Genomic DNA, 23257 nt, shown 5'->3' on the forward strand with positions numbered 1-23257 from the left:
CCGCTCACGCCGCTCAACCGCCGAGTGGACCCCCCGCCCCACACCTACGCACTCCTCGCCAGATCGCTCTGCCGCACCCGATGCCCGAGCGGCACCCCCGTGCCGAGCAGCTCCAGCTCGTCCACCACCGTCCGCCCGAGACGCGCGAGTTCATTGCCCAGGGACCCGGCGATGTGCGGGGTCAGGAACACGTTCGGCAGGTCGTACAGCGGGGACCCCGCAGGCAGCGGCTCCGGTTCGGTGACGTCGAGCACCGCGCCCAGCCGCCCGGAGACCAACTCCCCAGCCAGCGCGTCGTGGTCCACCAGGGCACCCCGGGACGTGTTGATCAGGACTCCGCCGTCCGGGATCAGCGCGAGGCGCTCGCGGTCGAGCATGCGGTACGTCTCCGGGATGTCCGGAGCGTGCAGGGTCACGATGTCGCTGGTGCGCAGCAGCTCCTCCAGGGACAACGACTGAGCGCCCAGCGACCGGGCCTCCTCCGCGTCCACGTACGGGTCGTACAGCGTCGCTGTCAGTTCGAACGGGCGCAGTAGTTCCAGTACCCGGCGGCCCACCCGTGAGGCCCCGATCACGCCGACCCGCCGGCCGAGGTTGCCCACGCGCGCGTAGTCGGCCGGTGCCGGGTAGACCCGCTCGCGGCGGAAGCGTTCGCGCAGGCCGAACGCGTCCTTGCCGGCGAGGAGTACGGCGGCCAGGGTGTACTCGGCCACCGGGAGGGCGTTGGCCTGTACCGCGCTGGAGACGGTGAGCCCGCGCTCCCAGACGGCGTCGCCGAGCAGGCTGCGGACGCTGCCCGCGGCGTGCAGGACGGTGTGCAGCCGGGGTGCGGCGGCCAGGGCGTCGGCGCCGATGTGCGGGCAGCCCCAGCCGGTGATCAGCACCTCCGTCTCGGCCAGCGCGGCGGCGGCGCCCGGGTCGGTGAAGTCCTGGACGACCAGCGTGGGGTCGATCCGCACCAGTTCCCGCAGCCGTTCCATCAGGGCGGGCGGGAAGAGTTCGGGCAGGTGCACCGGGTCCATCGCGAACAGGGCGACCGGGAGACGTGGTGCGGGCACGGCGGGCATGGGACTCCAGGTTCGGGGTGGGACACGCACCACCGGTGCGGGATGTAAACGTATTCCAAGCTAGGACCGGCTCTCCGAGTCGGTCAATGCCCCCGACGGGGATGTGATCACGCGACCGCCACTCTCCAGAACTGGTACGGAAGAGGAAACCCCAGGTCAACCATGCCAGTTCGTAACCCGACGGCAAGGTGCGTGAAACAGAAATCGGACGACCTCTTGCTTCTCGACTGCACCCGGGCCTACCGTCCAGCACGGCAAACGGTTACATTCCTGCGCCTCGCGGCGACACCCGGCGATACCTGGTGCTACCTAAGGAGCACGCTCATGTCCGTCAGATTCAGGCGCCCCGCCCTCGCCGGAGTCGTCTGCGCTCTCGCGCTCACCGTCTCCGCCTGCGGCGGGTCCGGTTCAGGTGACGACGCCTCGGGGTCCTCCGGTCCGGTCACCCTCGACTTCTGGGGCTGGGCCAACGGCCAGGAGGCGGTCGTCAAGGCGTTCAACGCCTCCCACAAGGACATCCAGCTGAAGTACACCAAGGTGACCGACCAGTTGACGATGCAGAAGCAGCTGAGCAACGCGGTCAAGGCCGAGAACGCGCCCTGTCTGCTGCAGAACACCGGTGAGTACGTGACGAGTTGGGTCGCGCAGGGCGCGCTGGCCGACATCACGAAGTACGTCGAGTCGAGCAAGGACAAGTTCAACCCGGGCGCGTGGGCCGTCGGCCAGGTGCAGGGCAAGACCTACGGCGTACCGACCGCCTCCGCACCGGCGTTCACGATCTACCGTACGGACATCTTCGCGAAGTACGGCCTCAAGGCCCCGGCGACCTGGGACGACTTCATCGCGGCGGGCAAGGAGCTGAAGAAGCACGGCATCAAGATCACCAACTACGCCGGTGAGGACCCCAGCACCCTGGAGGTGCTGGCCATGCAGGCGGGCGCCCACTGGTACGCCATCGACGGCGACGCCTGGAAGGTGGACTTCCAGGACGCGGGCAGCCTCAAGGCCGCGAAGGTGATCCAGGACATCATCGACAACGACCTCAACTCGAAGCTGTCCTTCGCCGACTACGCGGCCGTGCAGCGCAACTTCGACAAGGGCGGCACCGCGACCCGGCAGATCTCCACCTGGCAGATGTCCGGGATGGTGCAGAACTTCACCGACTCCTTCGGCAAGTGGGCGCTCGCGCCGTGGCCGACGTACAAGGGCGAGGCCGCGAAGACGCCGGCCGGGACCAACCAGAGCGGGAACCTGACGCTGGTGTCGAAGCAGTGCGAGCACCAGGAGCAGGCGGCCGAGGCCGCGTTGTGGATGTCCACCGACACCGGCGCGGTCAAGACGATGGCGAGCCCGGAGACCGGCAGCGGTGTGATGCCCGCGCTGGCCGACAGCGAGTCCTACATCCCCGAGGCGATCTCCGAGAAGCTGCTCGGCTCCAACTACCAGCCGGCGCAGCAGATCGTGAAGGACAGCCTGTCGACCGTGACCACCGACTGGACCTTCGGCCCCGACTGGACCGCGATGTTCTCCGAGCTGCAGAGCCAGTGGGGCCAGGTGGTCGGCAAGAAGCAGACGGTCACCGAACTTCTCGCGCACATGCAGGAGTGGACGGTCAAGGATCTGAAGTCCCGCGGTATCAACGTCAAGGGCTGAGGCACATCCCGATGATTCGTTCACTGCGCTGGAAGGGTGCCGCGTTCACGGTGCCCTTCCAGCTCGGCTTCGTCTTCCTCTATCTGCTGCCGATCGGGTACGCCGTCTACCAGTCGCTGTACCGGTCGCAGTCCTCCGGTCTCGGCCTGGGCGGCACCACCGACGAGTTCTCCGGCCTCGACAACTACCAACAGGGCCTGACGGACCCGAAGTTCATGGGTTCCGTGCTGCGGGTGGTGCTGTTCGCCTTCGTGCAGATCCCGGTCATGCTGGTGATCAGCCTGGTCCTGGCGCTGTTCCTGGACGCGCTCACGGCCAAGGCGGCCGGCCGGTTCCGCGTCATGCTGCTGGTGCCGTACATGATTCCGGGTGTGGTCGCCGCGATCGTCTGGATCAACCTCTACAGCCCGGACGTCGGCCCGCTCACCCCGCTCGGCCACCTCTTCGGGCTCGACTGGAACTTCTTCGCGCCCTCAATGGTGTGGCCGTCCATCGGCAACCTGCTGACCTGGCACGGCATCGGCTACAACATGGTCATCATCTACGCGGCGCTGCAGGGCGTTCCGCGTGAGCTGTTCGAGGCCGCGCGCCTTGACGGCGCGACCGAGTGGCGGATCGCGACGAGCATCAAGATCCCGTTCGTACGGGGGGCGTTGGTGCTGACCGGCATGCTCTCGATCATCCAGATGCTGCAGCTCTTCAACGAGCCCGCGCTGTTCCGGAACATCACCCCGCAGACGGTCGACGACAGCTTCACGCCCATCATGATCATCTACAACCAGGCGTTCAACGCCGGCAACTACCACTACGCCGCCGCCCTTTCGGTCCTGCTCGCGCTGATCCTCGGCGTCGCCTCCTTCCTCTTCTACCGGCTGACCTCGAAGGAGACCGACTGATGGCGGCCACGACGACCAACACCGCCGACTCCTCTAAGCAGTCGTCCCAGGCTCCTGCCGCGCGGCGCCTGGGCCGGCCTGATCCCAGGGCGCGTTCACGCGGCGGTCAGCGGTTCGTGCTGGTCGGTCTCGTACTGGCCAGCGTGTACAGCCTGTTCCCGGTGTACTGGCTGATCATCGCCGCCACCAAGGACCGTACGGGCCTCTACCAGTCCAACGGCCTGTGGTTCTCCGGCTGGCACCTCTGGGACAACCTGCATCAGGTGTTCACCTACGAGGACGGCATCTTCCTGCGCTGGACGGCCAACTCGTTCCTGTACGCCGGTGTCGGCTCCCTCGGCGGCACGCTGATCGCCCTCGCGACCGGCTACGGCCTGGCCCGCTTCGACTTCCCCGGGCGCGGTGCGGTGTTCGCGGCCGTCGTCGGCTCGTTCCTGATCCCGATCGCGCTGCTCACGCTGCCGCTGTATCTGCTGTTCTCGGAGATCGGGCTGGTCGACACCCCGTGGGCGATGCTGATCCCCTGCCTGATCAACCCGTTCAGCGTGTACCTCGCCAAGGTGTACGTCGAGGCGACGATCCCCTTCGAACTCCTGGAGGCGGCCCGTATCGACGGCGCCGGGGAGCTGCGGATCTTCTTCAGCATCGTGCTGCGGATGATGACGACGGGCGGCGCGACCGTCTTCCTGCTGGCCTTCGTCAACACCTGGAACGCCTTCTTCCTGCCGCTGACGGTTCTGCGCGGCGAGGAGAACTGGACGCTCAACCTGGGCCTGTACAACTGGTCGGGCAAGCGTGCGGAGTCCGGTGTCGACCTCACCAGCCTGGTCCTGACCGGTGCGCTGCTCTCCATCATCCCGATGGCGATCATGATGGTGGCGATGCGTCGGTACTGGCGTACGGGGGTCACCATGGGGGCCCTCAAGTGACCCTGGTCGAGGGCCACTTGAGAGCTCCTCTTCTTCCCCGGGCTACTTGTTCGTCTTCGGCAGTCCCGGCGGGTTGATCTCCGACTTGGTCACGGCCTCGTCGGACAGGCCCCAGCGCTCCAGCACCTTGGCGTACGTGCCGTTCTCGATGATCTCGTTGATCGCGGCGGCGAGCGGCTTCACCAGCCCGCTGTCCTTCTTCGTGGTGGCCGCGATGAGGCCCTGGAGGGTGGCGCCGGCGCCGGAGTAGGTGCCGACGACCTCCGTCTTCCCGGTGGTGGCCGCGTGGTAGGCGGCGGTCGGGTTGGGGCCGAGGTAGAGGTCGATACGGCCGGACTGGAGGGCGAGATAGGTGTCGCTGTCGTTCTGGTAGTACTTGATGTCCACCGGCTTGAGGCCGGCCTTCTCGTCCTCCTTGCTCCACTCGATGAGCAGCTTCTCCTGGTTGGTTCCGCTGCCCACGGCGATGGTCTTGCCCGCCACGTCCTCGGGCCCGGTGATCTTCAGACCGCTGCCCTTCTTCGCCTCAAAGCCGAGGTTGTCCTCGCGGTAGGTGGCGAAGTCGTACTTCTCCTTGCGCTCCTCGGTGACAGTGATGTTGCTGAAGCCGACGTCGTACTTGGCGCTGTCGAGGCCGACGAAGATGTTCTCCCAGGAGACGGTGTTGAAGTCCGGCTTGAGGCCGAGCACTTCGGAGACGAGGTACGCGAAGTCGGACTCGACGCCGATCCTGGTCTTGTTGTCGGTGGCGTAGAAGCCCAACGGGGCTGCGCTGCCCGAGGAGTAGACGATCTCCAGGGTCCCTCTCTCGCGTATCTTCGCGGGCAGTTGGGCGGCTATGGAGTCGACCTTCTCGGTGGTGACACGGTTCTGGTCGGGGCTCAGGTTGATCTTCGTACCGCTGCCGGCGCCCTTCGTGGCCGCGACCTCGGTGGTCCCGCCGTCCGAGGGGTTCGCGCAGGCGGCGAGGACCAGGGCGGAGGCGAGGCCCAGGGCGGCTGCGGTGGATCGGCGGGCGAGGGTGTTGGACACGGTCGTACTCCTTGAGTGGATATCAATGCGGTTCGAATAGGGGCGGTTCAGAGGACCTTGGAGAGGAACGCGCGCGTTCGTTCGTGCTGCGGGGCGTCCAGGACCGCCGTGGGCGTGCCCTGTTCGACGATGACTCCGCCGTCCATGAACACCACGGTGTCGGCGACCTCTCGGGCGAAGCCGATCTCGTGGGTCACGACGATCATGGTGGTGCCGGTGCTGGCCAAGTCCTTGATGACGTCGAGGACTTCGCCGACCAGTTCCGGGTCGAGGGCCGAGGTGGGCTCGTCGAAGAGGAGCACCTTCGGTTCGAGGGCGAGTGCGCGGGCGATGGCGACGCGCTGCTGCTGGCCGCCGGACAACTGGCGTGGATAGGCGGCCTTCTTGTCCGTCAGACCGACGCGTTCGAGGAGGCGTTCGGCGGTGGCCACGGCCTCCTTGCGCGGGCGGCGCAGCGCGGAGACGGGGGCCTCGACGAGGTTCTCCAGCACGGTGAGATGCGGGAACAGGTTGAAGTTCTGGAAGACGAACCCGATGTGGGTGCGCTGCTTCAGTACGTCCTTCTCGCGCAGCTCGTGCAGCTTGTCGCCGGAGCGGCGGTAGCCGATCAGCTCGCCGTCGATGCTGATCCAGCCGCGGTTGACCTTCTCCAGGTGGTTGATCGTGCGCAGCAGGGTGGACTTGCCCGAGCCGGACGGGCCGAGGATCATGGTCACCTCACCGGCCCTGACCTCGAGGTCTACGCCGCGCAGCACTTCCAGCGGGCCGAAGCTCTTGTGGACGCCCCGGACGTCCACCATGACGGCACTCATGAGACTCCCTTCGCCAGGTGGCGCCGTACGCGCTGGAGCGGGGTGGGCGGAGGGGTGCGGTTGGCGCCCCGGGCGTAGTGGCGCTCCACGTAGTACTGGGCGACCGTCAGGAGGGAGGTGAGGACGACGTACCAGGCGGTGGCTACCAGCAGCAGCGGGATCACCCGGCCGTTGCGGCCGTAGACCACCTGGACCTGGTAGAAGAGTTCGCCGATCGCCATCACGTAGACCACCGAGGTGCCCTTGAGGAGGCCGACGATCTCGTTGCCCGCGGTGGGGAGGATGGCGCGCATGGCCTGCGGGAGCACGATCCGGCGGATCTGGCGGAGTCGGGGGATGCCCAGCGCGGCGGCGGCCTCCAGCTGGCCGTGGTCGACCGCGATGACCCCGCCCCGGACGATCTCGGCGGCGTACGCGGCCTGGTGCAGCGTCAGTCCGATGATGGCGGCGCCGATCGTGCCGATCAGGGTGTTGCTGTCGACGGACCAGAACACCGGACCGAAGGGGATGCCGACGCCCAAGCGGTCGTACAGGGCACCGAGGTTGAACCAGAAGACCAGCTGGACGATCATCGGGATCGACCGGAAGATCCAGATGTAGGTCCAGGCGACGGTCTGGAGGACCGGGCTCCGGGAGAGGCGCATGAAGGCGAGTACGGCGCCGAGGAGGAAGCCCAAGACTGTTGCGTAGGCGGCGAGTTGGAGGGTTACGCCTACTGCCTGGACGATCGTTTCGGAGAGTACGTAGTCGGCGAAGACGCCCCATTCCCAGACGGGGTTGGTGATCAGGCCGTGCGTGAACTGGGCGGCCAGGACGATTACTGCGGCGGCGGCTGCCCAGCGGGCGTAGTGGCGGACGGGGATGACTTTTAGCGAGGCGGGGTCCTCCGGACGGGGTGAGGGTGGGGTTTCGGTGTCCCCGGGTGGGGCTGTGGAGTCGGTGGTGATGCCCATCGTGGGTTCCTGTCCGGGGTCGAGGGGTGAGGTGAGCCGTCCGGGCAGGACAGAACAGCCCTGCGTACGGCCGCAGTTGACGGCTCGTCAGGAGTGGCGGAGGCGCGGGGAAGCGAAGGAGGGCGAAGGAGCGCGAAGAAGGGAGATGGAGAGCCAGGGCCGGTCAGACGGCCCGGTGCCGGGTCAGGCGCGACACGCGGCGGAGCACACTCGACAGAGGTCGATGTGGCCGCGCGTAACCAAGCGCTGCTGCTGGGCATCCATGCGAACAATTGAGCAGTACGGCCCGCCGTACGTCAACCATTGCCCGGATTCCGGACAACCGGACCAGATCCTGGGATCGGGTCACGGCAGGGGCTGTTCGGTCCAGATGATCTTGCCGTCGGCCGTGTAGCGGGTGCCCCAGCGTTCGGTGAGCTGGGCGACGAGGAAGAGGCCCCGGCCGCCCTCGTCCTCGGTGCGGGCGCGGCGCAGTCGCGGTGAGGTGCTGCTGCCGTCGGAGACCTCGCAGATCAGCGCGCGGTCGCGGAGCAGCCGGAGCTGGACCGGGCCGGTGGCGTGCCGGAGGGCGTTGGTGATCAGTTCGCTGGCCACGAGTTCGGTGGTGAAGGCCAGTTCGTCCAGGCCCCAGGCGGTGAGCTGGTCGATGACGGCCGCGCGGGCGTGCGAGACGAACGCCGGGTCGCGCGGCACCGGCCACTGGGCGACCTGGTCAGGACCCAACGCGTGGGTACGGGCGACCAGCAGGGCCACGTCGTCGCTCGGGCGGGCAGGCAGCAGGGCGTCGAGGACCGCCTCGCAGGTGTCCTCCGGTGCCCGGCCGACGCAGGCCAGGACGGTACGGAGCCGGTCCAGGCCGATGTCGATGTCCCGGAGCCGGTCCTCGATCAACCCGTCGGTGTAGAGCACGAGTTGACTGCCCTCGGCGAGTTCCAGCTCGACGGTCTCGAAGGGCATCCCGCCGAGTCCGAGCGGCGGTCCCGGCGGCAGGTCGACGAAGTCCACGGTGCCGTCGGGGCCGACGACCGCGGGGACCGGGTGCCCGGCGCGGGTGAGGGTGCAGCGCCGGGACACCGGGTCGTAGACGGCGTACAGACAGGTCGCGCCGATGATTCCCGAGTCCTGGTAGGTGTTCTCGACGGCCCAGCCCTCGCCCCGGTCCAGCCGTCCGACCAACTCGTCGAGGTGGGTGAGGAGTTCCTCGGGGGCCAGGTCCAGCGCGCAGAAGTTGTGCACGGCGGTGCGCAGCCGGCCCATCGTCGCGGCGGCGTGCAGCCCGTGCCCGACCACGTCGCCGACGACCAGTGCCACGCGTGCGCCGGACAGCGGGATGACGTCGAACCAGTCGCCGCCGACGCCGGCCTGCGCGGGCAGATAGCGGTAGGCGACCTCGACGGCGTTCTGCTGGGAGCGGCCCCGGGGCAGCAGGCTGCGCTGGAGGGCGAGGGCGGTGTTGCGTTCGCGGGTGTAGCGGCGGGCGTTGTCGATGCAGATCGCCGCGCGTCCGGCCAGTTCCTGGGCCAGGGACAGGTCGTCGTTCTCGAAGGGTTCGGGCCGCTCGGAGCGGTAGAAGCCGACCGAGCCGAGGGTCGTACCCCGGGCGCGCAGCGGCACGGTGATCAGGGAGTGGATGCCCGCGCGCAGGACTCGTTCGCCCCGTACCGGATCCTGCGCGATCCAGCCGCCGTCGACTGTCAGCTCCGGTTCGAGGACGGGCTTGCGGCTCTCCAAGGCGCGGGCCTGCGGGGTGGACGCGATGTACCTGACCTCGTCGCCGACCCCGTACAGCCACGACTCGTCGTGCACGGCGCCCAGCGCGACCCGGCGCAGCGGGGTGTCGGCGCCCAGGTGCCCCGGTTCCTCACCCCTGAGCACGGAGTCGGGCAGGTCGACGGCGGCGAAGTCGGCGAAGCGGGGGACGGCGACCTGTGTGAGTTCCTCGGCGGTCCGGGTGACGTCCAGGGTGGTGCCGATCCGGACGCCTGCGTCGTGCAGCAACTCCAGCCGTCGGCGGGCCAGTACGGCGAGCCGCCCGACGCCGGGTTCACCGACAAGGAGCAGCCATGCGTCGGTGTCGGTTGGTTCCGGCGCCGGGGGCGCTTCGGGGACCGCGCGCAGGACGACGGGGGGCTTACGGGCCGGCTGCGGCACCGGCGGGACATCCACGACCGGGGTGTGGCGCAGTCGCGGGCCGCCGAGGACCCGGGCCTCGACGACGACTCCCGTCTCGCCCGCCGCGCCCTCGACCTGGCGGCGCAGCAGGGTGGCGGTACGGCCGCCGGACAGCAGGACCTCGTCGAGGGTGCGGTGCGGGGCGGCGATCAGGGCTTCGGCCTTCTCACGCAGGACCGCGAGGTCGATCGGGCCGAGGACGACGCCGTCGGGGGCGGCTCCGTGGTCCGCGGGCAGGTACGGGGACCGGGACTCGGCCTGGGACGGATGGCGGGGCTGGGCCGGCCATCCGCTCGTATGCGTGCCGTGGTCGGCCCGGCGGTACGCGGTGAGGAGCGCCCGCTCCCGCTCCGTGGCCTGCTCCAGCAGCCGCGTCTCGATGTCCCGGGCGGCCTCCCGTACGAGCCGCATCATCGCGGGGTCGCCGTCGTCGTGCAGACAGGTCAGGTCGAGGACGGCCTCGATACGGCCGCTGAGGGGGTTGCGGATCGGGGCGCCCGCACAGGCGAACGGTTGCAGACAGTCGGCGAAGTGCTCACGGCCCGCGACGTAGACGGGGCTGCGCCCGGCGAGGGCGGTGCCGACACCGTTCGTACCGGCGGCCCGTTCGGAGGCGTCGAACCCGGGGGCGAAGCTGACGCCGTCGAGGCGGTCGCGGAGTGTGCGGTCGCCGCCGTACCGCTCGACCATCCTGGCCTGCGCGTCGCAGAGCGCGACGGTCGTGTTCAGCTCGGCGAGCGATGCGGTGAGGCGCTCCAGGACGGGCCGGGCGGCATGCAGGAACCGGTGGTCGAGCGCCAGGTCGGGGGCGTACGGGATCAGCAGCCGGTCCGGCTCGACCCCGGCGTACCGGCACCGCTTCCATGAGTCGAGCACCGAGTCCCGGACGTCCGAGTCGACCCGCGCACCGGCCAGAAACCGTTCATGGGCGTCTACCAGCCCACCGATGGCGTCCCAGGCGACGGACAACGGGATCACTTCCCTCAGGCGCTCTCCACTGTAGTCCTCACAAGCCTTCTGTGGTATGGATCACAGCGGCATCGCGCCCTCACGCCCTTGGTCGGAAGTACGCCCCCGTCGACTCCTCGCCGGTGACCGTGGCAACGCAACGCATGACGCGCAGTCCGTCGGCGTACTGGGTCGCGGTGGGCGGGAGTACATCAATGGTCCAGCGGGCGGGGTCGATGGCGAGGGCCTTGTCGCTCTGTCTGGACGCGGCGAGGACCTCGCGGGAGCAGAGTTTGATCACGTCCGGGTGGTTGATCAGTTCCTTCTGGTTGTTGGTCATCCCGTCGGACGGGAGCGGGGCTATCGCGAAGGTCTCCCACGGGTGCGACACCAGACAGTCGGAGCGGTTCACGGCGACGATGCCGACGGTGACGACCATGCCGCCCCAGCATTCGGCGGTCGTGGTGCAGCGGCCGCCCACGCCCTCGACACCGGCCGCCGGACAGTCCTCGGTCGTCGTCGGCACACCGAATCCGGCGTTCCCGGCCTGGGCGCCCGTGGCGGAGGGGGAGGCGGAGGGTCCGGCGGTGGACGCCTTGGAGTCGGAGGTCGACGGCGGCAGGTACTGGTACGCCACCGTCCCGCCCGTTCCGACGACGACCACCCCCACGACCGCGACGGACACCCGCAGCCGCCCCTTCTTCTTGCGCTCGGCGGCGGCGGACTGCGGGACGGTGGTGGGCGGGGCGGCGGGCTGCGGGACGGTGGGGGCGAAGGTGGGGATGCGGGCGCCCGGGGCCTCCTCCTCCAGGTCTACGGCGGCCAGCGCGTCCCTGAGTGCCGCCGCGCTCGGCAGCCGGTCGGCCGGGGCCGGGGCCATGGCGTGGCGGAGTACATCGGTGAGGCGCGGGCTCACTCCGGGGAGGTCCGGCAGGGGCCAGTCGTGCCGGACGATGACCTCCGCGATGCCGAGGCTGCCCTCCGCCGGGAAGTGCGGGGGCCTGCCGTGGACGAGGGCGTAGATCGTCGCGGCGAGGGAGTACACGTCCCCGGCGGGGGTGGGCTCGGCCAGCCGGAACGCCTCCGGCGGGGCGAACGCCGGGGTCAACGCCTCCCGGGTGACCGACAGTTCCTGCCCGGGGCGGGGCATCGCGGCCAGCCCGAAGTCGGCGAGGCCGACATTGCCGTACCGGTCGATCATGATGTTGCCGGGCTTGATGTCGCGGTGCAGTACGCCGCCGGCGTGGGCGGCGGCCAGGGCGTCGGCGATGCGTACGCCGATGTCCCGTGCCGCGGCGGCCGGGAGCGGGCCGTGCTGGTGGAGCCGGTCGCCGAGCGAGCCGCCGGGGCACAGCTCCAGGACCATGTACGGGCGGCCGTTGTCGAGCACCCCGGCGTCGTACACCGCGACCACATGCGGGTGGCCGGAGAGCTGACCGGCCGCCGTGACCTCGCGCAGGAAGCGCTGCCGGTCGCGGTCGGTGGCCAGGACGCGGCTGTCCATCTTGAGGGCGACCTCGCGGCCCACGGCCAGTTGGCGGGCCCGGTACACGGTGGCGAAGCCGCCCTGCCCGAGAACCTCGACGACCTCGTAACCGGGCACGCCCGTACGTTCGAACTGCATGTTGCCGTACTCCCCCACCAGCGAGGCGTGTTGAGAGCGCCGAGAGTAGTGCACCGGAAAGTCCCGGGCGCTCCCGGTCTGGTCGATGACATGCTGATCAGGTGAGCAGACCGGAGATCGTGATCAGTTTCGCCCCTGAGCTGCGGCTTTTCGTCCCGGCGGAGCGGCGTGCGGGGCGCACGACCGTGGTCACCGACGGGTCGTCCTCGCTCGGGCACGTGGTGGAGTCGCTGGGCGTGCCGCTCACCGAGGCCGGGCGGCTGCTGGTCGACGGCCGGGAGATGCCGGTGTCCCATGTGCCGGTCGCGGGCGAGACGGTGGAGGTCGCCGCCGTCGTCCGACCGCAGCGGGTCCCGGGGGCGCCTCTCCGGTTCCTGCTCGACGTGCATCTGGGCACGCTCGCCCGTCGGCTGCGCCTCCTCGGCGTGGATGCCTCGTACGAGAGCGAGGACATCGGCGATCCGGCGCTGGCCGCGCTGTCGGCGGCGGAACGGCGCGTGCTGCTGTCACGGGACCGGGGTCTGCTGCGGCGCCGGGAGCTGTGGGCGGGCGCGTACGTCTACAGCGACCGCCCGGACGACCAACTGCGGGACGTACTGGACCGGTTCGCGCCCCGACTCGCCCCCTGGACCCGGTGCACGGCCTGCAACGGACGGCTGGAGCAGGCCGACAAGGAGACCGTCGGGGAGCGGCTGGAGCACGGGACGCGACGGACGTACGACGTGTTCGCGCAGTGCGTGGACTGCGAGCGCCTGTACTGGCGGGGCGCGCACCACGCGCGGCTGGAGGCGATCGTCGAGGGGGCGATGCGGGAGTTCGGCGGGGCCCAACCCATCACTCAGTGAGATCGCTTCATTACTCTGATTCTCCATACTATGGTTCACTTGAGTATGTTCAGTGCGAGCAAACTCGGAAGGTGACCCATGCCAGGCTTCGTAGGCCGCAAATCCGAGCTGGCGGCCCTGGAGCGCCACCTCTCCTGGGTGCGTGACGGTCGGGGCGACCAGCGCGGCCGCGCCCTGCTGCTTCGAGGCCGGCGTCGGGTCGGGAAGTCGCGGCTGGTGGACCTCTTCTGTGAGCGCGCGCAGGTGCCGTACGTGGTGCACCAGGCCACCCGGGGTGAGGACGCCCACCGGGAACGGGCCCGATTCCTCTCCGAGGCCCGGCACTCCGCACTGCCCGACACCGCGCTTCTCGCCGGTGTCACGACCGTCGCCGAATGGGACACGGCACTTCGTCAGCTCGCCGTGGTGCTCCCGGACGACGCCCCCAGCATCGTCGTACTCGACGAGCTGCCCTGGATGCTCGAGGGCGACCCGGTCCTGGAGGGCACCCTGCAGACCGTGTGGGACCGCGTACTGAGCCGGAAACCCGTGCTGCTCATCCTCATCGGCAGTGATCTGGCCATGATGGAGCAGCTCTCCGCCTACGGCCGCCCCTTCCATCAGCGAGGTGTCGAGATGGTACTGGCGCCTCTCTCCCCCTCCGAGGTCATGGCGATGACCGGGCTCCCCGCCGCGGACGCCTTCGACGCCCACCTGATCACCGGCGGTCTGCCGCTCGTCTGCCAGGAGTGGCAGGAAGGTGAGAACCGCGTCGACTTCCTCGCCCGTACCCTCGGCGATCCCACCTCTCCCCTGCTCGTCTCCGGTGAGCGGATACTGGCCGCCGAGTTCCCGACCGCCCTCCAGGCCAGGCACGTGCTCTCCGTGATCGGCAGCGGTGAGCGGACCTTCGGCACGATCGCCGCGAAGGCAGGGGCGGCGGACCGGCCGCTCCCGCCCGGCTCGCTCAACCCCGCCCTGCGCACTCTCGCGGACAAAGGACTCGTCGCTGCCGACACCCCTCTCTCCACCCGCCCAGGAGACCGCGACCGCCGCTACCGCGTCGCCGATCCCTACCTCCGTTTCTGGCTCGCCTTCCTGGAGCAGGGGATCCCGGAGATCGAGCGTGGGCGCGGCCGGATCGTGGCCGAGACAGTCGAACGCGGATGGACCTCATGGCGTGGTCGGGCGATCGAACCAGTCGTGAGGGAGTCGCTGGCCCGGCTGCTCCCCGACGACACGTGGCCACAGGTGCGGGAAGTGGGCGGCTGGTGGCCTCGTACGAACAATCCCGAGGTGGATCTTGTGGGGGCGGACCGGTCGTCACCGGCCCGCGAGATCGGGTTCGTCGGCTCGATCAAGTGGCACGAGCGCGGCTCCTTCGACCATCGCGCCCTGGCCGCGCTGGCCCGTGACGCCGTGGCCGTACCCGGTGCCGACGACGACACTCCGCTGATCGCGGTGTCCCGCTCCGGATTCACGGCGGGCGGGCCGGCGGCGACGTACGGGCCCGAGCGGCTGATGGAGGCCTGGGGCTCCGCTGTGTGAACTCCCTCCCCTCACTCCAGGTCCTCCAGGTCTTCCAGAAGAAGATCGAGCGCCGCCTCCTCGTGCAGTGCCACCCCCAACGCCTCCATGGCCGGGGCCAGTTCCGAGTCCCAGGAGGCCTCGACGGGCGGGCCTGCCAGGGCGAGGGGCGGGGTCCCGTGGAGTTGTGTGCGGGTCGCGAGGTACTCGTAGTCCGCTGCCGTCATACGCCAGGGGTCGGCCTCGTACCGCCGCATCATCCGGTTGGCCAGCACGATCCCCGCCCAGTCGAAGTCCCCGTGGTACGCGAAAACGCAGCCCGCCGCCGCCAGCGCGTCCAGCAGCGTGAGGACCACCGTCGACGCGCTCCCCGACGTACACACCAGGGCGGCATCGCGGCCGGCGTCCGCCGCCGCCTCCACCACGCGCGGGTTCTCGCAGACGTGGATGCGGGTGCCCTGGGGCAACTCCAGGTGCAGGCCCCGTAGTTCGCGGAGTGTCAGGTGGGTCTCCATGGCGTGGGCGGCGCGTTCGCGCAGGGACGCCTCCTGCCAGGTGCCGCCTCTCGGGCGCAGGCCGTACGTCAGGACCGTGCTGGAGACCTCGTCGGGGGTGACCGAGGCCCGGCGCCACAGGGCTCGGCGGCCCGGGGCGTCCGTCGGGGAGTCCATCCCCTGTGCCAGGGCTATGCCGCGCAGGACCAGTCGGGACAGCAGGGTGCCGTCGTCCAGGCCGTGGGCCGAGCCTGTGGTGCGGGTGGCCAGTTCACCCCGGCCCCAGGTGGCGGGGGTGGGGTCCGGCCGCCTGTCCGGGTAGAGGGTCGCGAGGGTCTGGATGGCCTGGGTCGCCGTGGTGAGCGCGATGGCGGACGGCTGGCGGGTCAGCGTGCCGGACCGGCGTATCTCCTCCAGCCATTGGGCGGCCCAGGGGTGGGCGGACAGGGGTGTCGAGGCCAGCGTCGCCGCTGCCGTGGACCACAGGTGTGAGCGTTCGGCCGCTGCCGCGTCGCGGGCCGCTCGCCGGTCGGTCAGGGGTGGGCCCAGGGCCGTCAGCGTCGCCGTCAGGTCCCGGCCGACCGCACTCGACCGGAGACGGGTGTCCAGGTCCGGCAGGCGGACCGTGGCCGTGGCGCCGGTCACCGGCTTGGCCAGGAGCAGGGACAGGGCTTCCCGCTCCGCCCCGTCCAGGTGCTGGAGGCGGATCGTGCCGGTGGGCCGGAGGCCGTTGCGTTCGAGGCGGGTGCGTGCCGCCGTCCAGAGGCGGGTCAGGCCCGGGCGGGTGAGGAACGTGAACGCCTCTGCGGTCAGGGGCGGTTCACCCGCCCCGTCCAGCGGCAGTTCACCCGCCTCTTCGGCCTTCGTCATACCGACACCAGTCTCCGTTGCCGCCCGTTCCACGTGTAGTGGAGCGTGGCCACGCCCCGTACGTGCGGGTCGCGCAGGCATTCGTAGATGTGCAGGGACGGTACGTCGGGCCAGTTGCCGATCAGGCGTTCGCTGGTCAGGACGAAGTCGAGGTCCAGGTCGACGAGGATGCGGCCGAGGCGGGCGTGGGTGGGCTCGTCGACCTTCGCGAAGGCGTCGTCGAGGAGGATCAGCCGGGGAGCGTGCGGGGCGGATTCGGCGAGGCTGGTGAAGTGGGCCGCCGCTGCCGCGAAGAGGACCAGGTAGGACAGGACCCGTTGTTCGCCCTGGCTCATGCCCGTTCGGCCCGAGAGCTTACGGCGGGACGACGGTGCCGCGTCGTCCACCACCCACGGTGTGAACGTGAACCAGTCGCGGTAGTCGAGGGCGGTACGGAGGTGCGCGGCGTAGCCCGCGGCCGGGTCGGCGCGGCGGGCGTCCTCGATACGGCGCTGGAGGACGTCGCGGAGTTGCTCGGACTCGTCGCGGGTGCGCAGGCCCGACGGACTGCGGAGGAGATCCACGGCCGCCTTGACGTCCGCTTCCACGCCGTCGGCCAGTTTCCAGTCGAGCGTCACGCCGAGACCGTGTGACGTACGGACCGTGGACAAGGTGGTGTTCAGAGCCCCTACCAGGGCGCCCGCCGCCAGCACCTGGGTGGAGAGGTGGTCGCCCAACTCGCCCGTCAGGAAGCGCTGGAAGACCTCGCGTTCGCGTTCGGTGAGTCGGTTGCGGGCGTCGGCCGCCTGGGACGCGATGCGTTCGCCGACCGTGGCGATGTCCTGCGGGCCGTGGTCGTCGACGAGCTTGCAGAGCTTGATGCCGTCGTGTTCCTCGATCGTCGCGTCATAGCCTCCGGAGAGCTGGTCGCGCAGTTCGGTGTGGCGGTTGAGGAGTGTCGTGTCCGTGATGTCACGGCGTTCAGGGTCCAGGCGGGCCAGCACCGCGTCGACCAGCAGGTGCAGTGCCTTGATGCGTTCCCGTACGTCGTCATGGACCGGGTCCGACGGCTTCAGGGCGGCGACACCCTCGCCGTCCTCCTCGCTGTCCTCCTCCCCCTCCAGAGCCGCACCCCCGGTCACCCCCGGCAACGAGAGGGCCGTCCGCAGTCGTCTGCCGCAGGTCAGCGCCTCTTCCTCCTGTGCCGCCAGGCTCTCGCGCCGCGTCCTCTCCTCCTCTTCCGCTCGTACGCGCTTGTCGTGGACGTCGGCCAAGTCGCGCCGTGCTCCCGGGAGTTGGCGTCCTACCGTGTCCAGGCGGCGCTTCGTCGCTGCTTCGCGGGCGAGGATCTCCTGCTCCGTGGCGCCGAGGGCCTCCTCCAGGCCCCGGACCGTGCGGCGGGCGGCCTCCAGGCGGCCGAGCGGCGCGGCGTAGTCGGACTCGGCTTCTCTGCCCGCCGACTCGGCGCGCTCGTAGTCCGTCCGGCCGGCGCGGTGGCCGTCGGTGGTGGAGACGACCGCGCGGACCCTCCGCCGCAACTGCTCCGTGCCCTGTCCCAGGCGGTTCAGGGCCAGGCGGACCGTGTCGAGTGCGGCCGGGTCCGCCGGGAGTGCGTGGGCGCTCGCCGTCGCCTCCGCCTCCCTGCGGGCCGCGACCGCTCGGGCCCGTGCCTGCTCCGCCTCGCGCGCGGCCGTGGCCGCCTGCCCGGCGAGGGACTCTGCGACGCGGTCGGCCTCGGCGGTACGGGCCCACGCGTCCGTCAGCCGGCGTGCCGGGGGCGGCCTGCGCAGGGTGTCGGCGGCCTGATCACGATGCTCGGTCAGCATGCGCAAGTGACGTTCGAGCTCCGCCGACTCACCTTGGATCACGGCTAGTCGAGCGTCCAGTTCGGCCAGCTTCCGGCGCCGCGTCTCCGCCCGCACCTCCGCTCCGACGTACTCGGCGGCCTCCTTGGCGTGACGCCCGCGCGCGATGCCGAGCCGCCATGAGCCGTCCGTGCCGATGACGGTGTGCGCGCCCGTCCCTCCCTCCGCCGCGTCCTCCACCAGTGCCACCGCCGCCAGCACCCATTCGACCTGCTCCACCGTCACCCCGCTGTCCGGCGCGGCGACCGGCCGCAGCGCCCGGGCGAGCGTGGGTCCGGACAGTGCCGCGCCCGGCACCAGGAGGGTGTCCCGCGTCGCCCGGTCCACCACCGTGCCGTCCGCGCGGACCCAGGCGTCGAGCAGGCCGCTCGCCTCCAGCGCGGCTTCCAGGCCCGCTCGCGCGTCCGGCGGCAGGTCGGGGGCGAAGTCCACGAGGCGGTACAAGGGTGCGCCGGTGCCGGGGGTACGGGGCGCCGCGCGGTGGGGCGGGGCCGGTGGCTCGGGGTCGGTACGACGTTCCCACTCCTCGCGCTCACCCCTGAGACGGTCGCGGTCTGCCGTCAGTCCGTGGAGCGTGACGGCGACGGTGTCGCGTTCCTCGCCGAGATCCGCCAGCCACGGGTCGACGGCCGTCCTGGCCGCGTCGGCCACCTCGTCGGGGGCCTGCGCGGGCAGCGGGCCGTCCACCGGGTCGTGTGCGAGCAGGGTGAGTACGGCGTCCAGGGGCACCCCGGTGAGGCTGCGCAGCCTCTCGGTCCACGCCTTCGCCGCATCGGCGTACGAGGCTCCCTCGGCCGCTGTCTCCCGACGGCGCTCCTCGGTCCGGGCGCGCGCGTGTTCCGCCTGTTCCTCTAGTCGCTCGCTCGCCGCGTCGGCCTCGTGCGCCTCGGCCTGGGCTCGGCCCGACTGCTCGATCAGCATGCCCAGTTCGGTCACGGTCCGGGCCCGGTTCCTGATCACCGGCCGCACGGCGTCGAGTTGGGCGTCCCAGGCGTGCAGCGCGGTCGTGCACGGCTCGGTGTCGATCGCCAGCGCCTCGGGGTGGTGTACGAGGTGGAAGTCGCCGTCCGGGGAGGTCAGTTCGGCCGTCGTCGCGGGCGCGACCGGCGTGGCGCGGGTGGCGACGGGCTCCCCCAGGTGCACGGGGTCGAGTCCGGACCGTTCGGCCTCACGTACCAACTCGCCGTGTGCCGTGCTCAGTTCGACCAGGTCGGCGCCGAGCCGCCGGGCCTCCTCGGTGAGCCGGCGCGCCGCCTCCTCCTGGTTGCTGTGCGCCTGGCGTACGGACTTGAAGGCGGTGGTGGCCGCGCTGTGCAGGGCGGTGACGGTGGCGCGTTTCTCGGCGAGTTCCGTGAGGCTGCGGTATCCGGTGCTGGCGTGCAGCGCCGCGAGGTCCGTTTCGGCGGCGACCCGCTCCTCCTCCAACGACTCGGTACGGGCGCCGAGTTCGTCCTCCGTCTGCCGGAGTTCCTGCGCCTTGCGCGCCGCGTTGCCCGCGGCCCTGCGGTACTCCGCGAGTCGCTCCAGTTCGCCGTTCGCCCGGTCGGCGCGGCGACGCAACGCGCCGTGGAGATAGCCGCGGTAGGCGGTGAGGAAGGTGCGCAGCGCCTGGTCGGTGCGTTCCAGCCGGCCCAGGTCGGCCCGTACGGCGTCGAGGTCGTCGAGGTTGCGGGCCACCTTCTCCACGACCTCGTCGTCGAGGGCGGGCAGCGTCTCGGCGAGGACGGAGACCAGTCCTCCGGAGTCGATGCGGTCGCCGATGGTGGGGCGGCGCAGCCGGTGGAGGAGGTGCAGGAGGTTGCGGTAGCGCGCCGGATCGCTCAGGCCGAACAGTTCACGGGCGGCCCTGGCCCGGTGTTCGACAGCCCGGTCGGTGACGTTCTCCGGGCCGACGAGGGACTTGAGCCGGTCGACGGGGAGCGGCTGGCCGGCCGGGGCCAGGTCCAGATCGGCACCGACCCGGAGCGGGGTCACGAAGAAGAAGGGCTTCGCCGTCCTGGTCGAGCGGGACGCCCGGACGGCCGCTCCGAGGGTGAGGTGGTGGTCGTCGCCCTCCTCGTCCGTCCGGACGAACTCCACCCAGAGATAGCCCAGCCGGTTGGTCTGTTCGAAGCCGTCGAGCATCAGCCAGAGGAGGGAGGTGCGGCCGGTGCCGGTGGCGTCCAGGGCACGGGCGTCGCCGTCGAGGAGGTACGGCAGCAGCATCTCCAGGGCCTTGGACTTGCCCGCGCCGTTCTTGCCGCGCAGCAGCAGCCGGCCCTCGCCGAAGGCGAACTCCTGCTCGTCGTACTGCCAGACGTTGCGGATACCGGCGCGGTGCAGGCGGTACCGGTTCCGGTGGTGGGCGGCAGCGCGGCTCATCGGGGCGGCTCCTTGAGAATTCCGTTCGTGGGGGAATCGTTCGTGGGGGAATCGTTCGTGGGGAACTGTTCTGAACGGGGCTTGACCTCGACCGTGGTGGCGTACCGGGCCGCGGCGGCGAGCAACACCCAGCCGCCACCACGCTGTTGGCCACGTGCCCCGGAAACGTCCGTGACGGAACGGCCGTCGGTGACCGTCTCCTCGTAGCCCTCGGGCACGCCGTGGCCGTCCGCGCGGACCGGGCCGGCCGGTGCCATCAGGCGCATCCTGGCCAGGAGGTCGAGGACGGCGGCGAGGAATCCGTCCCGGTCCTCCAGGTGGCCACGCATCCAGTTGGCTCGTTTGCCGTACTCCTCGATCAGTTCGTCGAGCAGTCCGGGCAGCAGCCCCTCCGGGACGGGTACGCCGATCACCAGCCGCCCGCCCACCGCCGGGTGCCCGGGGCCGACGGGGCGCAGCCGGTCGGCCAGCCGTGCCACGAGGAGCAGCGCGGCTTGAGCCACCGTGCCCGTGCCGGGGAGATGCAGGTCGGTGAGTTCGGCGTCCGGGTCGATGAGGGCGATGCCCTCGGCGCGGATCTCGGCCTCCAGACCCAGCAGTTCGGAGAACGCCTGGGCCTCGCGGCGCTGCCGGGTGCGCAGCCATTCGCGCTCGGCGTCGGTGAGGTCGTCGAGGAGAACGACGGGGGTTTCGACCAGGCGCCTGCGGACGTACGTACGCGGCCCGCCGAAACCGGGGTCCGCGGCCCGGCGTACGAGGTCCGCACCGTCGCGGCTCTGGGCGAGCGGGCCTGCGACGACTGCCCGCGCGATCTCCCGGTCCACGGTCAGCAGCGCCTCTCCGGCCTGTTCCCCGCTCCGTCCCTCGCCCTGTTCCTCGGCGACGGCCGAGACATGGCCCTCGGTCTCCACCAGCACACCCCAGTCGACGAGTTGGCGCAGCGCGGCGGCGAGTGTCCGGCGCTCGGCCTGCCGCCCGGTGTCGGTGATCTCGATCCCGGCGTCGACGGCCGCGGCCCGCAGATCGGCGACGAGCTGGGAGAGCAGGAGCTGTTCGGGTGCGGTGACGAGGACCGACAGGGCGAGGGCCAGATAGGTGTACGTCCGTGGGGTGAACGGCGTTCCGGTCGACGGACGTTCGAGGCGGTGACCCGAGTCCGGGCCGAGGCCCGCCTTGAAGAGACGGGCGTACGTGGCCTCCACCAGCAGCCGGTATCCGAAGACCTGTTGGAAGCGCTGGGCGAGCCAGTCGGCGTGACGCCTGACCAGGGGGAAGGTGTCGCTGTGCGGCCCGGTGGCGGTGACCAGAGGGTGGGCCAGGAGGAGCCGGGCGGCAGTGCGGCGCTCGGCGGCGAGGGCGACGTCGTGCGCGGAGGGCAGGGGCATCAGGCGCTCGCTTCCTCGGCGGCGGCGGGTGCCGAGTCGCTCCGGACTGCCGAGTCGTTCCGGACCGCCGAGGGGCCCTGGGCTGCCGAGGGACCCTGGACCGCCGAGGGACCCTGGACTGCCGAGACGTGCTCGACGGCCAGGGTGAGGTCGTCCGCGGTCAGGTCGCCGTCCACGGACCGCAGGACCGTGTGCCGGCCCGAGGTGCGCCATACGGTCAGCCGGATGCCGAGGTCCGCGTCGCTCGCGTGCGCGCCGTCGAGCAGGAAACCGTCAGGGGCATTGCCTCCCTGGTCTCCGTGGTCTCCTGTGTCGCCCTTGTGCAGCTGGGCGTTGCCGAGGGCCGCGGTGAGGAGCTCCAGCAGCAGCCGCATGGCCGGGGCGCCGAGTCTCACCTGGTCGAACCTGCCCGACGCGCTGCGCAGCTCGTCGGCCGCCGCCCGCCTGGCCTCGGCCTCCTCCCGGGCCTCCGCCATCAGGCGCCGCTTCTGCTCGGCGTGGTCCTCGGCCGCCGCCGCACGTCCGCGCGGGGCCCTGCTCCCCCGCTCGCGCAACGCCACCGGCACGTCCACGACGGGCCCCGTCCACCAGCTCACGTACGCAGGCACGGTCTGGTCCGGGTCCGGTGCCACGCCGAGGTGCCGTGCCCCGTAGAGCCCGAAGGCGGCGACCGCGAGGTCGTGGGCCTCCGCGGGCTCCGCGGCGTCGAACCAGGCCGCGAGGCGCAGCAGGTCCTTGCGGCGCGACATCTCGCCGGAGGCGGAGCGCAGCATGCGCTTGGCGTTGGCGAGCAGTGACTGGAGGGCGCGCAGGGTGGCGTCCCGGAGCTGGTCCACCTGGCTGCCGTGCAGGAGCCCGTGTTCGTGCCCGCCGCTGTCGGTGAACCAGTCCCGCAGCCCCTCCCAGTCCGCCAGGTCCCGCCCCCGGCTGCGCTGTACGCGAGTCTCGGGCAGCCCGTCGGCGAGCGCCCCGATACCCGCCGCGTGGCCGTCGACACGGGCGAGCAGCTCGGGCAGCCGCGGCCAGAGGGCGTCCAGGTGGGTGGCGATGCGCGGGGCCCTGAAGGAGACGTCCTCGGTGATGGCCTCCACGTAGTCGAGCAGCAGTTCCTTGAAGCCCTGGTACTCGGCTCCGTCGAGGTCGTAGCGGGCCAGGACCTGGCCCAGGTAGGCGTAGAAGTCCCGTACCGACTCGGCGAATTCGGCGAACTGGACGAACAGGGTGCTGATCCGCTCCAGCGCCTGCTGCGGATCCGCGCCGCCCGGCGCCGTGGCCAGCGCGACGATCTCGCGCAGCCCACGGTCGACGAGGGCGAGCAACTCGCTGCTCACCTCGCGCGCGGCGTCCGCCCCGGCCAGCACCTCGTCGGCGTCACGCTGCACCCGCTCCCCCAGCTTGGTCAACTGGTAACGGGACCGGGAGCGCTGGTACTCGGCGATGCTCATCGCCCTGACCGTGTGCGTGCTGCGCAGCAGATTGCCCCAGCGCACCAGCTGCTCGAGCCGGGCGGTGAGTGTCTCGGCGTCGATCGCCGCCCCCGGTCCGCCGGCCCGGCCCAGTTTGGCGAGCACATCGGGGATGGACAGATCCGCGAGCAGCGTGCCGCAGAACACTCGCATCACCGCGACGTACTCCAGTCGCTCGGGCGCGCTGAGATAGCCGTACGCGCTCAGCCGCTGCCACGCGCCGGCGCCGGGCTCCTGCCCTTGCTCCCCGTGCAGCTCGTTCCCCTCCATACCGACGAGCGTACGGACCACCTCTGACACTCCGGTGACAGTCGGAGAAATCAGGCGAGGCCGCCCCATATGAAGCACCGGCGCGAAGCAGGCGCACTCCGGCCCGCCCGTGTGAGACGGCTCACGATTG

General features: G+C 70.9%; 15 protein-coding genes. 5 read left to right on the plus strand and 10 right to left on the minus strand.

The window, feature by feature from the left end; translation table 11 throughout:
* Positions 1 to 44: 44 nt before the first annotated feature.
* The gene (locus LUX31_RS12505; RefSeq protein ID WP_235474849.1) at positions 45 to 1067 is read right to left on the minus strand and encodes a hydroxyacid dehydrogenase; all 1023 of its coding nucleotides are present in this window, start codon (positions 1065 to 1067) and stop codon (positions 45 to 47) included.
* A gap of 324 nt (positions 1068 to 1391) precedes the next feature.
* Between LUX31_RS12505 and LUX31_RS12510 the strand changes: the two genes are divergently transcribed.
* Genes LUX31_RS12510 through LUX31_RS12520 form a run of 3 tightly spaced genes read left to right on the plus strand, consistent with a single transcriptional unit; the run spans position 1392 to position 4545 of the window.
* On the plus strand, positions 1392 to 2720 hold the full coding sequence (locus LUX31_RS12510; protein WP_235474850.1) for an ABC transporter substrate-binding protein: 1329 nt from the start codon (positions 1392 to 1394) through the stop codon (positions 2718 to 2720).
* Between the two features lie 11 nt (positions 2721 to 2731).
* Complete coding sequence (locus LUX31_RS12515) at positions 2732 to 3616, plus strand: carbohydrate ABC transporter permease (protein ID WP_235474851.1); 885 nt, start codon at positions 2732 to 2734, stop codon at positions 3614 to 3616.
* Positions 3616 to 4545 carry a carbohydrate ABC transporter permease gene (locus tag LUX31_RS12520; RefSeq protein WP_235474852.1) on the plus strand — a complete coding sequence of 310 codons (930 nt, stop codon included), beginning with the start codon at positions 3616 to 3618 and terminating at the stop codon, positions 4543 to 4545. The genes LUX31_RS12515 and LUX31_RS12520 overlap by 1 nt, the downstream gene beginning before the upstream one ends.
* A gap of 42 nt (positions 4546 to 4587) precedes the next feature.
* Here the strand turns inward: LUX31_RS12520 and LUX31_RS12525 are convergent, their stop codons facing one another.
* The 5 genes from LUX31_RS12525 to LUX31_RS12545 all read right to left on the minus strand — a co-directional run bounded on the left by LUX31_RS12525 (position 4588) and on the right by LUX31_RS12545 (position 12086).
* A complete protein-coding gene (locus LUX31_RS12525; RefSeq protein WP_235474853.1) occupies positions 4588 to 5577 on the minus strand; it encodes an ABC transporter substrate-binding protein in 990 nt (329 codons plus the stop codon).
* A 47-nt stretch (positions 5578 to 5624) separates the two neighbouring features.
* The gene (locus LUX31_RS12530; protein ID WP_328285650.1) at positions 5625 to 6389 is read right to left on the minus strand and encodes an amino acid ABC transporter ATP-binding protein; all 765 of its coding nucleotides are present in this window, start codon (positions 6387 to 6389) and stop codon (positions 5625 to 5627) included.
* On the minus strand, positions 6386 to 7342 hold the full coding sequence (locus LUX31_RS12535; protein WP_235474854.1) for an amino acid ABC transporter permease: 957 nt from the start codon (positions 7340 to 7342) through the stop codon (positions 6386 to 6388). Before LUX31_RS12535 ends, LUX31_RS12530 begins: the two co-directional genes overlap by 4 nt.
* Before the next feature lie 345 nt (positions 7343 to 7687).
* Positions 7688 to 10492 carry a SpoIIE family protein phosphatase gene (locus LUX31_RS12540; RefSeq protein ID WP_235474855.1) on the minus strand — a complete coding sequence of 935 codons (2805 nt, stop codon included), beginning with the start codon at positions 10490 to 10492 and terminating at the stop codon, positions 7688 to 7690.
* A gap of 70 nt (positions 10493 to 10562) precedes the next feature.
* On the minus strand, positions 10563 to 12086 hold the full coding sequence (locus tag LUX31_RS12545) for a serine/threonine-protein kinase (protein WP_235474856.1): 1524 nt from the start codon (positions 12084 to 12086) through the stop codon (positions 10563 to 10565).
* A 101-nt stretch (positions 12087 to 12187) separates the two neighbouring features.
* Here LUX31_RS12545 and LUX31_RS12550 point away from each other — a divergent pair, with 101 nt between their 5' ends.
* Positions 12188 to 12931 carry a Mut7-C ubiquitin/RNAse domain-containing protein gene (locus LUX31_RS12550; RefSeq protein WP_235474857.1) on the plus strand — a complete coding sequence of 248 codons (744 nt, stop codon included), beginning with the start codon at positions 12188 to 12190 and terminating at the stop codon, positions 12929 to 12931.
* A gap of 78 nt (positions 12932 to 13009) precedes the next feature.
* On the plus strand, positions 13010 to 14458 hold the full coding sequence (locus LUX31_RS12555; protein ID WP_235474858.1) for an ATP-binding protein: 1449 nt from the start codon (positions 13010 to 13012) through the stop codon (positions 14456 to 14458).
* 11 nt (positions 14459 to 14469) lie between these two features.
* Here LUX31_RS12555 and LUX31_RS12560 read toward each other — a convergent pair whose 3' ends face one another.
* The 4 genes from LUX31_RS12560 to LUX31_RS12575 are packed head-to-tail and all read right to left on the minus strand — an operon-like array spanning position 14470 to position 23127.
* Positions 14470 to 15801 (minus strand): TIGR02679 family protein, encoded by a 1332-nt coding sequence (locus LUX31_RS12560; RefSeq protein ID WP_235474859.1) that lies wholly within the window; start codon positions 15799 to 15801, stop codon positions 14470 to 14472.
* Entirely contained in the window at positions 15798 to 20006 is a 4209-nt protein-coding gene (locus LUX31_RS12565) for a TIGR02680 family protein (RefSeq protein WP_235474860.1), read from the minus strand. The genes LUX31_RS12560 and LUX31_RS12565 overlap by 4 nt, the downstream gene beginning before the upstream one ends.
* Entirely contained in the window at positions 20003 to 21391 is a 1389-nt protein-coding gene (locus tag LUX31_RS12570) for a TIGR02678 family protein (RefSeq protein ID WP_235474861.1), read from the minus strand. Before LUX31_RS12570 ends, LUX31_RS12565 begins: the two co-directional genes overlap by 4 nt.
* On the minus strand, positions 21391 to 23127 hold the full coding sequence (locus tag LUX31_RS12575) for a TIGR02677 family protein (protein ID WP_235474862.1): 1737 nt from the start codon (positions 23125 to 23127) through the stop codon (positions 21391 to 21393). The genes LUX31_RS12570 and LUX31_RS12575 overlap by 1 nt, the downstream gene beginning before the upstream one ends.
* Between the last annotated feature and the right edge of the window lie 130 nt (positions 23128 to 23257).

Source organism: Streptomyces sp. GQFP, assembly GCF_021545335.1.
Lineage (GTDB): Bacteria > Actinomycetota > Actinomycetes > Streptomycetales > Streptomycetaceae > Streptomyces.

Coding starts and splice junctions, on each gene's coding strand:
- LUX31_RS12505 (WP_235474849.1), bottom strand. CDS start 1,067: ATGCCCGCCGTGCCCGCACCACGTCTCCCGGTCGCCCTGTTCGCGATG.
- LUX31_RS12510 (WP_235474850.1), top strand. CDS start 1,392: ATGTCCGTCAGATTCAGGCGCCCCGCCCTCGCCGGAGTCGTCTGCGCT.
- LUX31_RS12515 (WP_235474851.1), top strand. CDS start 2,732: ATGATTCGTTCACTGCGCTGGAAGGGTGCCGCGTTCACGGTGCCCTTC.
- LUX31_RS12520 (WP_235474852.1), top strand. CDS start 3,616: ATGGCGGCCACGACGACCAACACCGCCGACTCCTCTAAGCAGTCGTCC.
- LUX31_RS12530 (WP_328285650.1), bottom strand. CDS start 6,389: ATGAGTGCCGTCATGGTGGACGTCCGGGGCGTCCACAAGAGCTTCGGC.
- LUX31_RS12535 (WP_235474854.1), bottom strand. CDS start 7,342: ATGGGCATCACCACCGACTCCACAGCCCCACCCGGGGACACCGAAACC.
- LUX31_RS12545 (WP_235474856.1), bottom strand. CDS start 12,086: ATGCAGTTCGAACGTACGGGCGTGCCCGGTTACGAGGTCGTCGAGGTT.
- LUX31_RS12555 (WP_235474858.1), top strand. CDS start 13,010: ATGCCAGGCTTCGTAGGCCGCAAATCCGAGCTGGCGGCCCTGGAGCGC.
- LUX31_RS12560 (WP_235474859.1), bottom strand. CDS start 15,801: ATGACGAAGGCCGAAGAGGCGGGTGAACTGCCGCTGGACGGGGCGGGT.
- LUX31_RS12565 (WP_235474860.1), bottom strand. CDS start 20,006: ATGAGCCGCGCTGCCGCCCACCACCGGAACCGGTACCGCCTGCACCGC.
- LUX31_RS12570 (WP_235474861.1), bottom strand. CDS start 21,391: ATGCCCCTGCCCTCCGCGCACGACGTCGCCCTCGCCGCCGAGCGCCGC.
- LUX31_RS12575 (WP_235474862.1), bottom strand. CDS start 23,127: ATGGAGGGGAACGAGCTGCACGGGGAGCAAGGGCAGGAGCCCGGCGCC.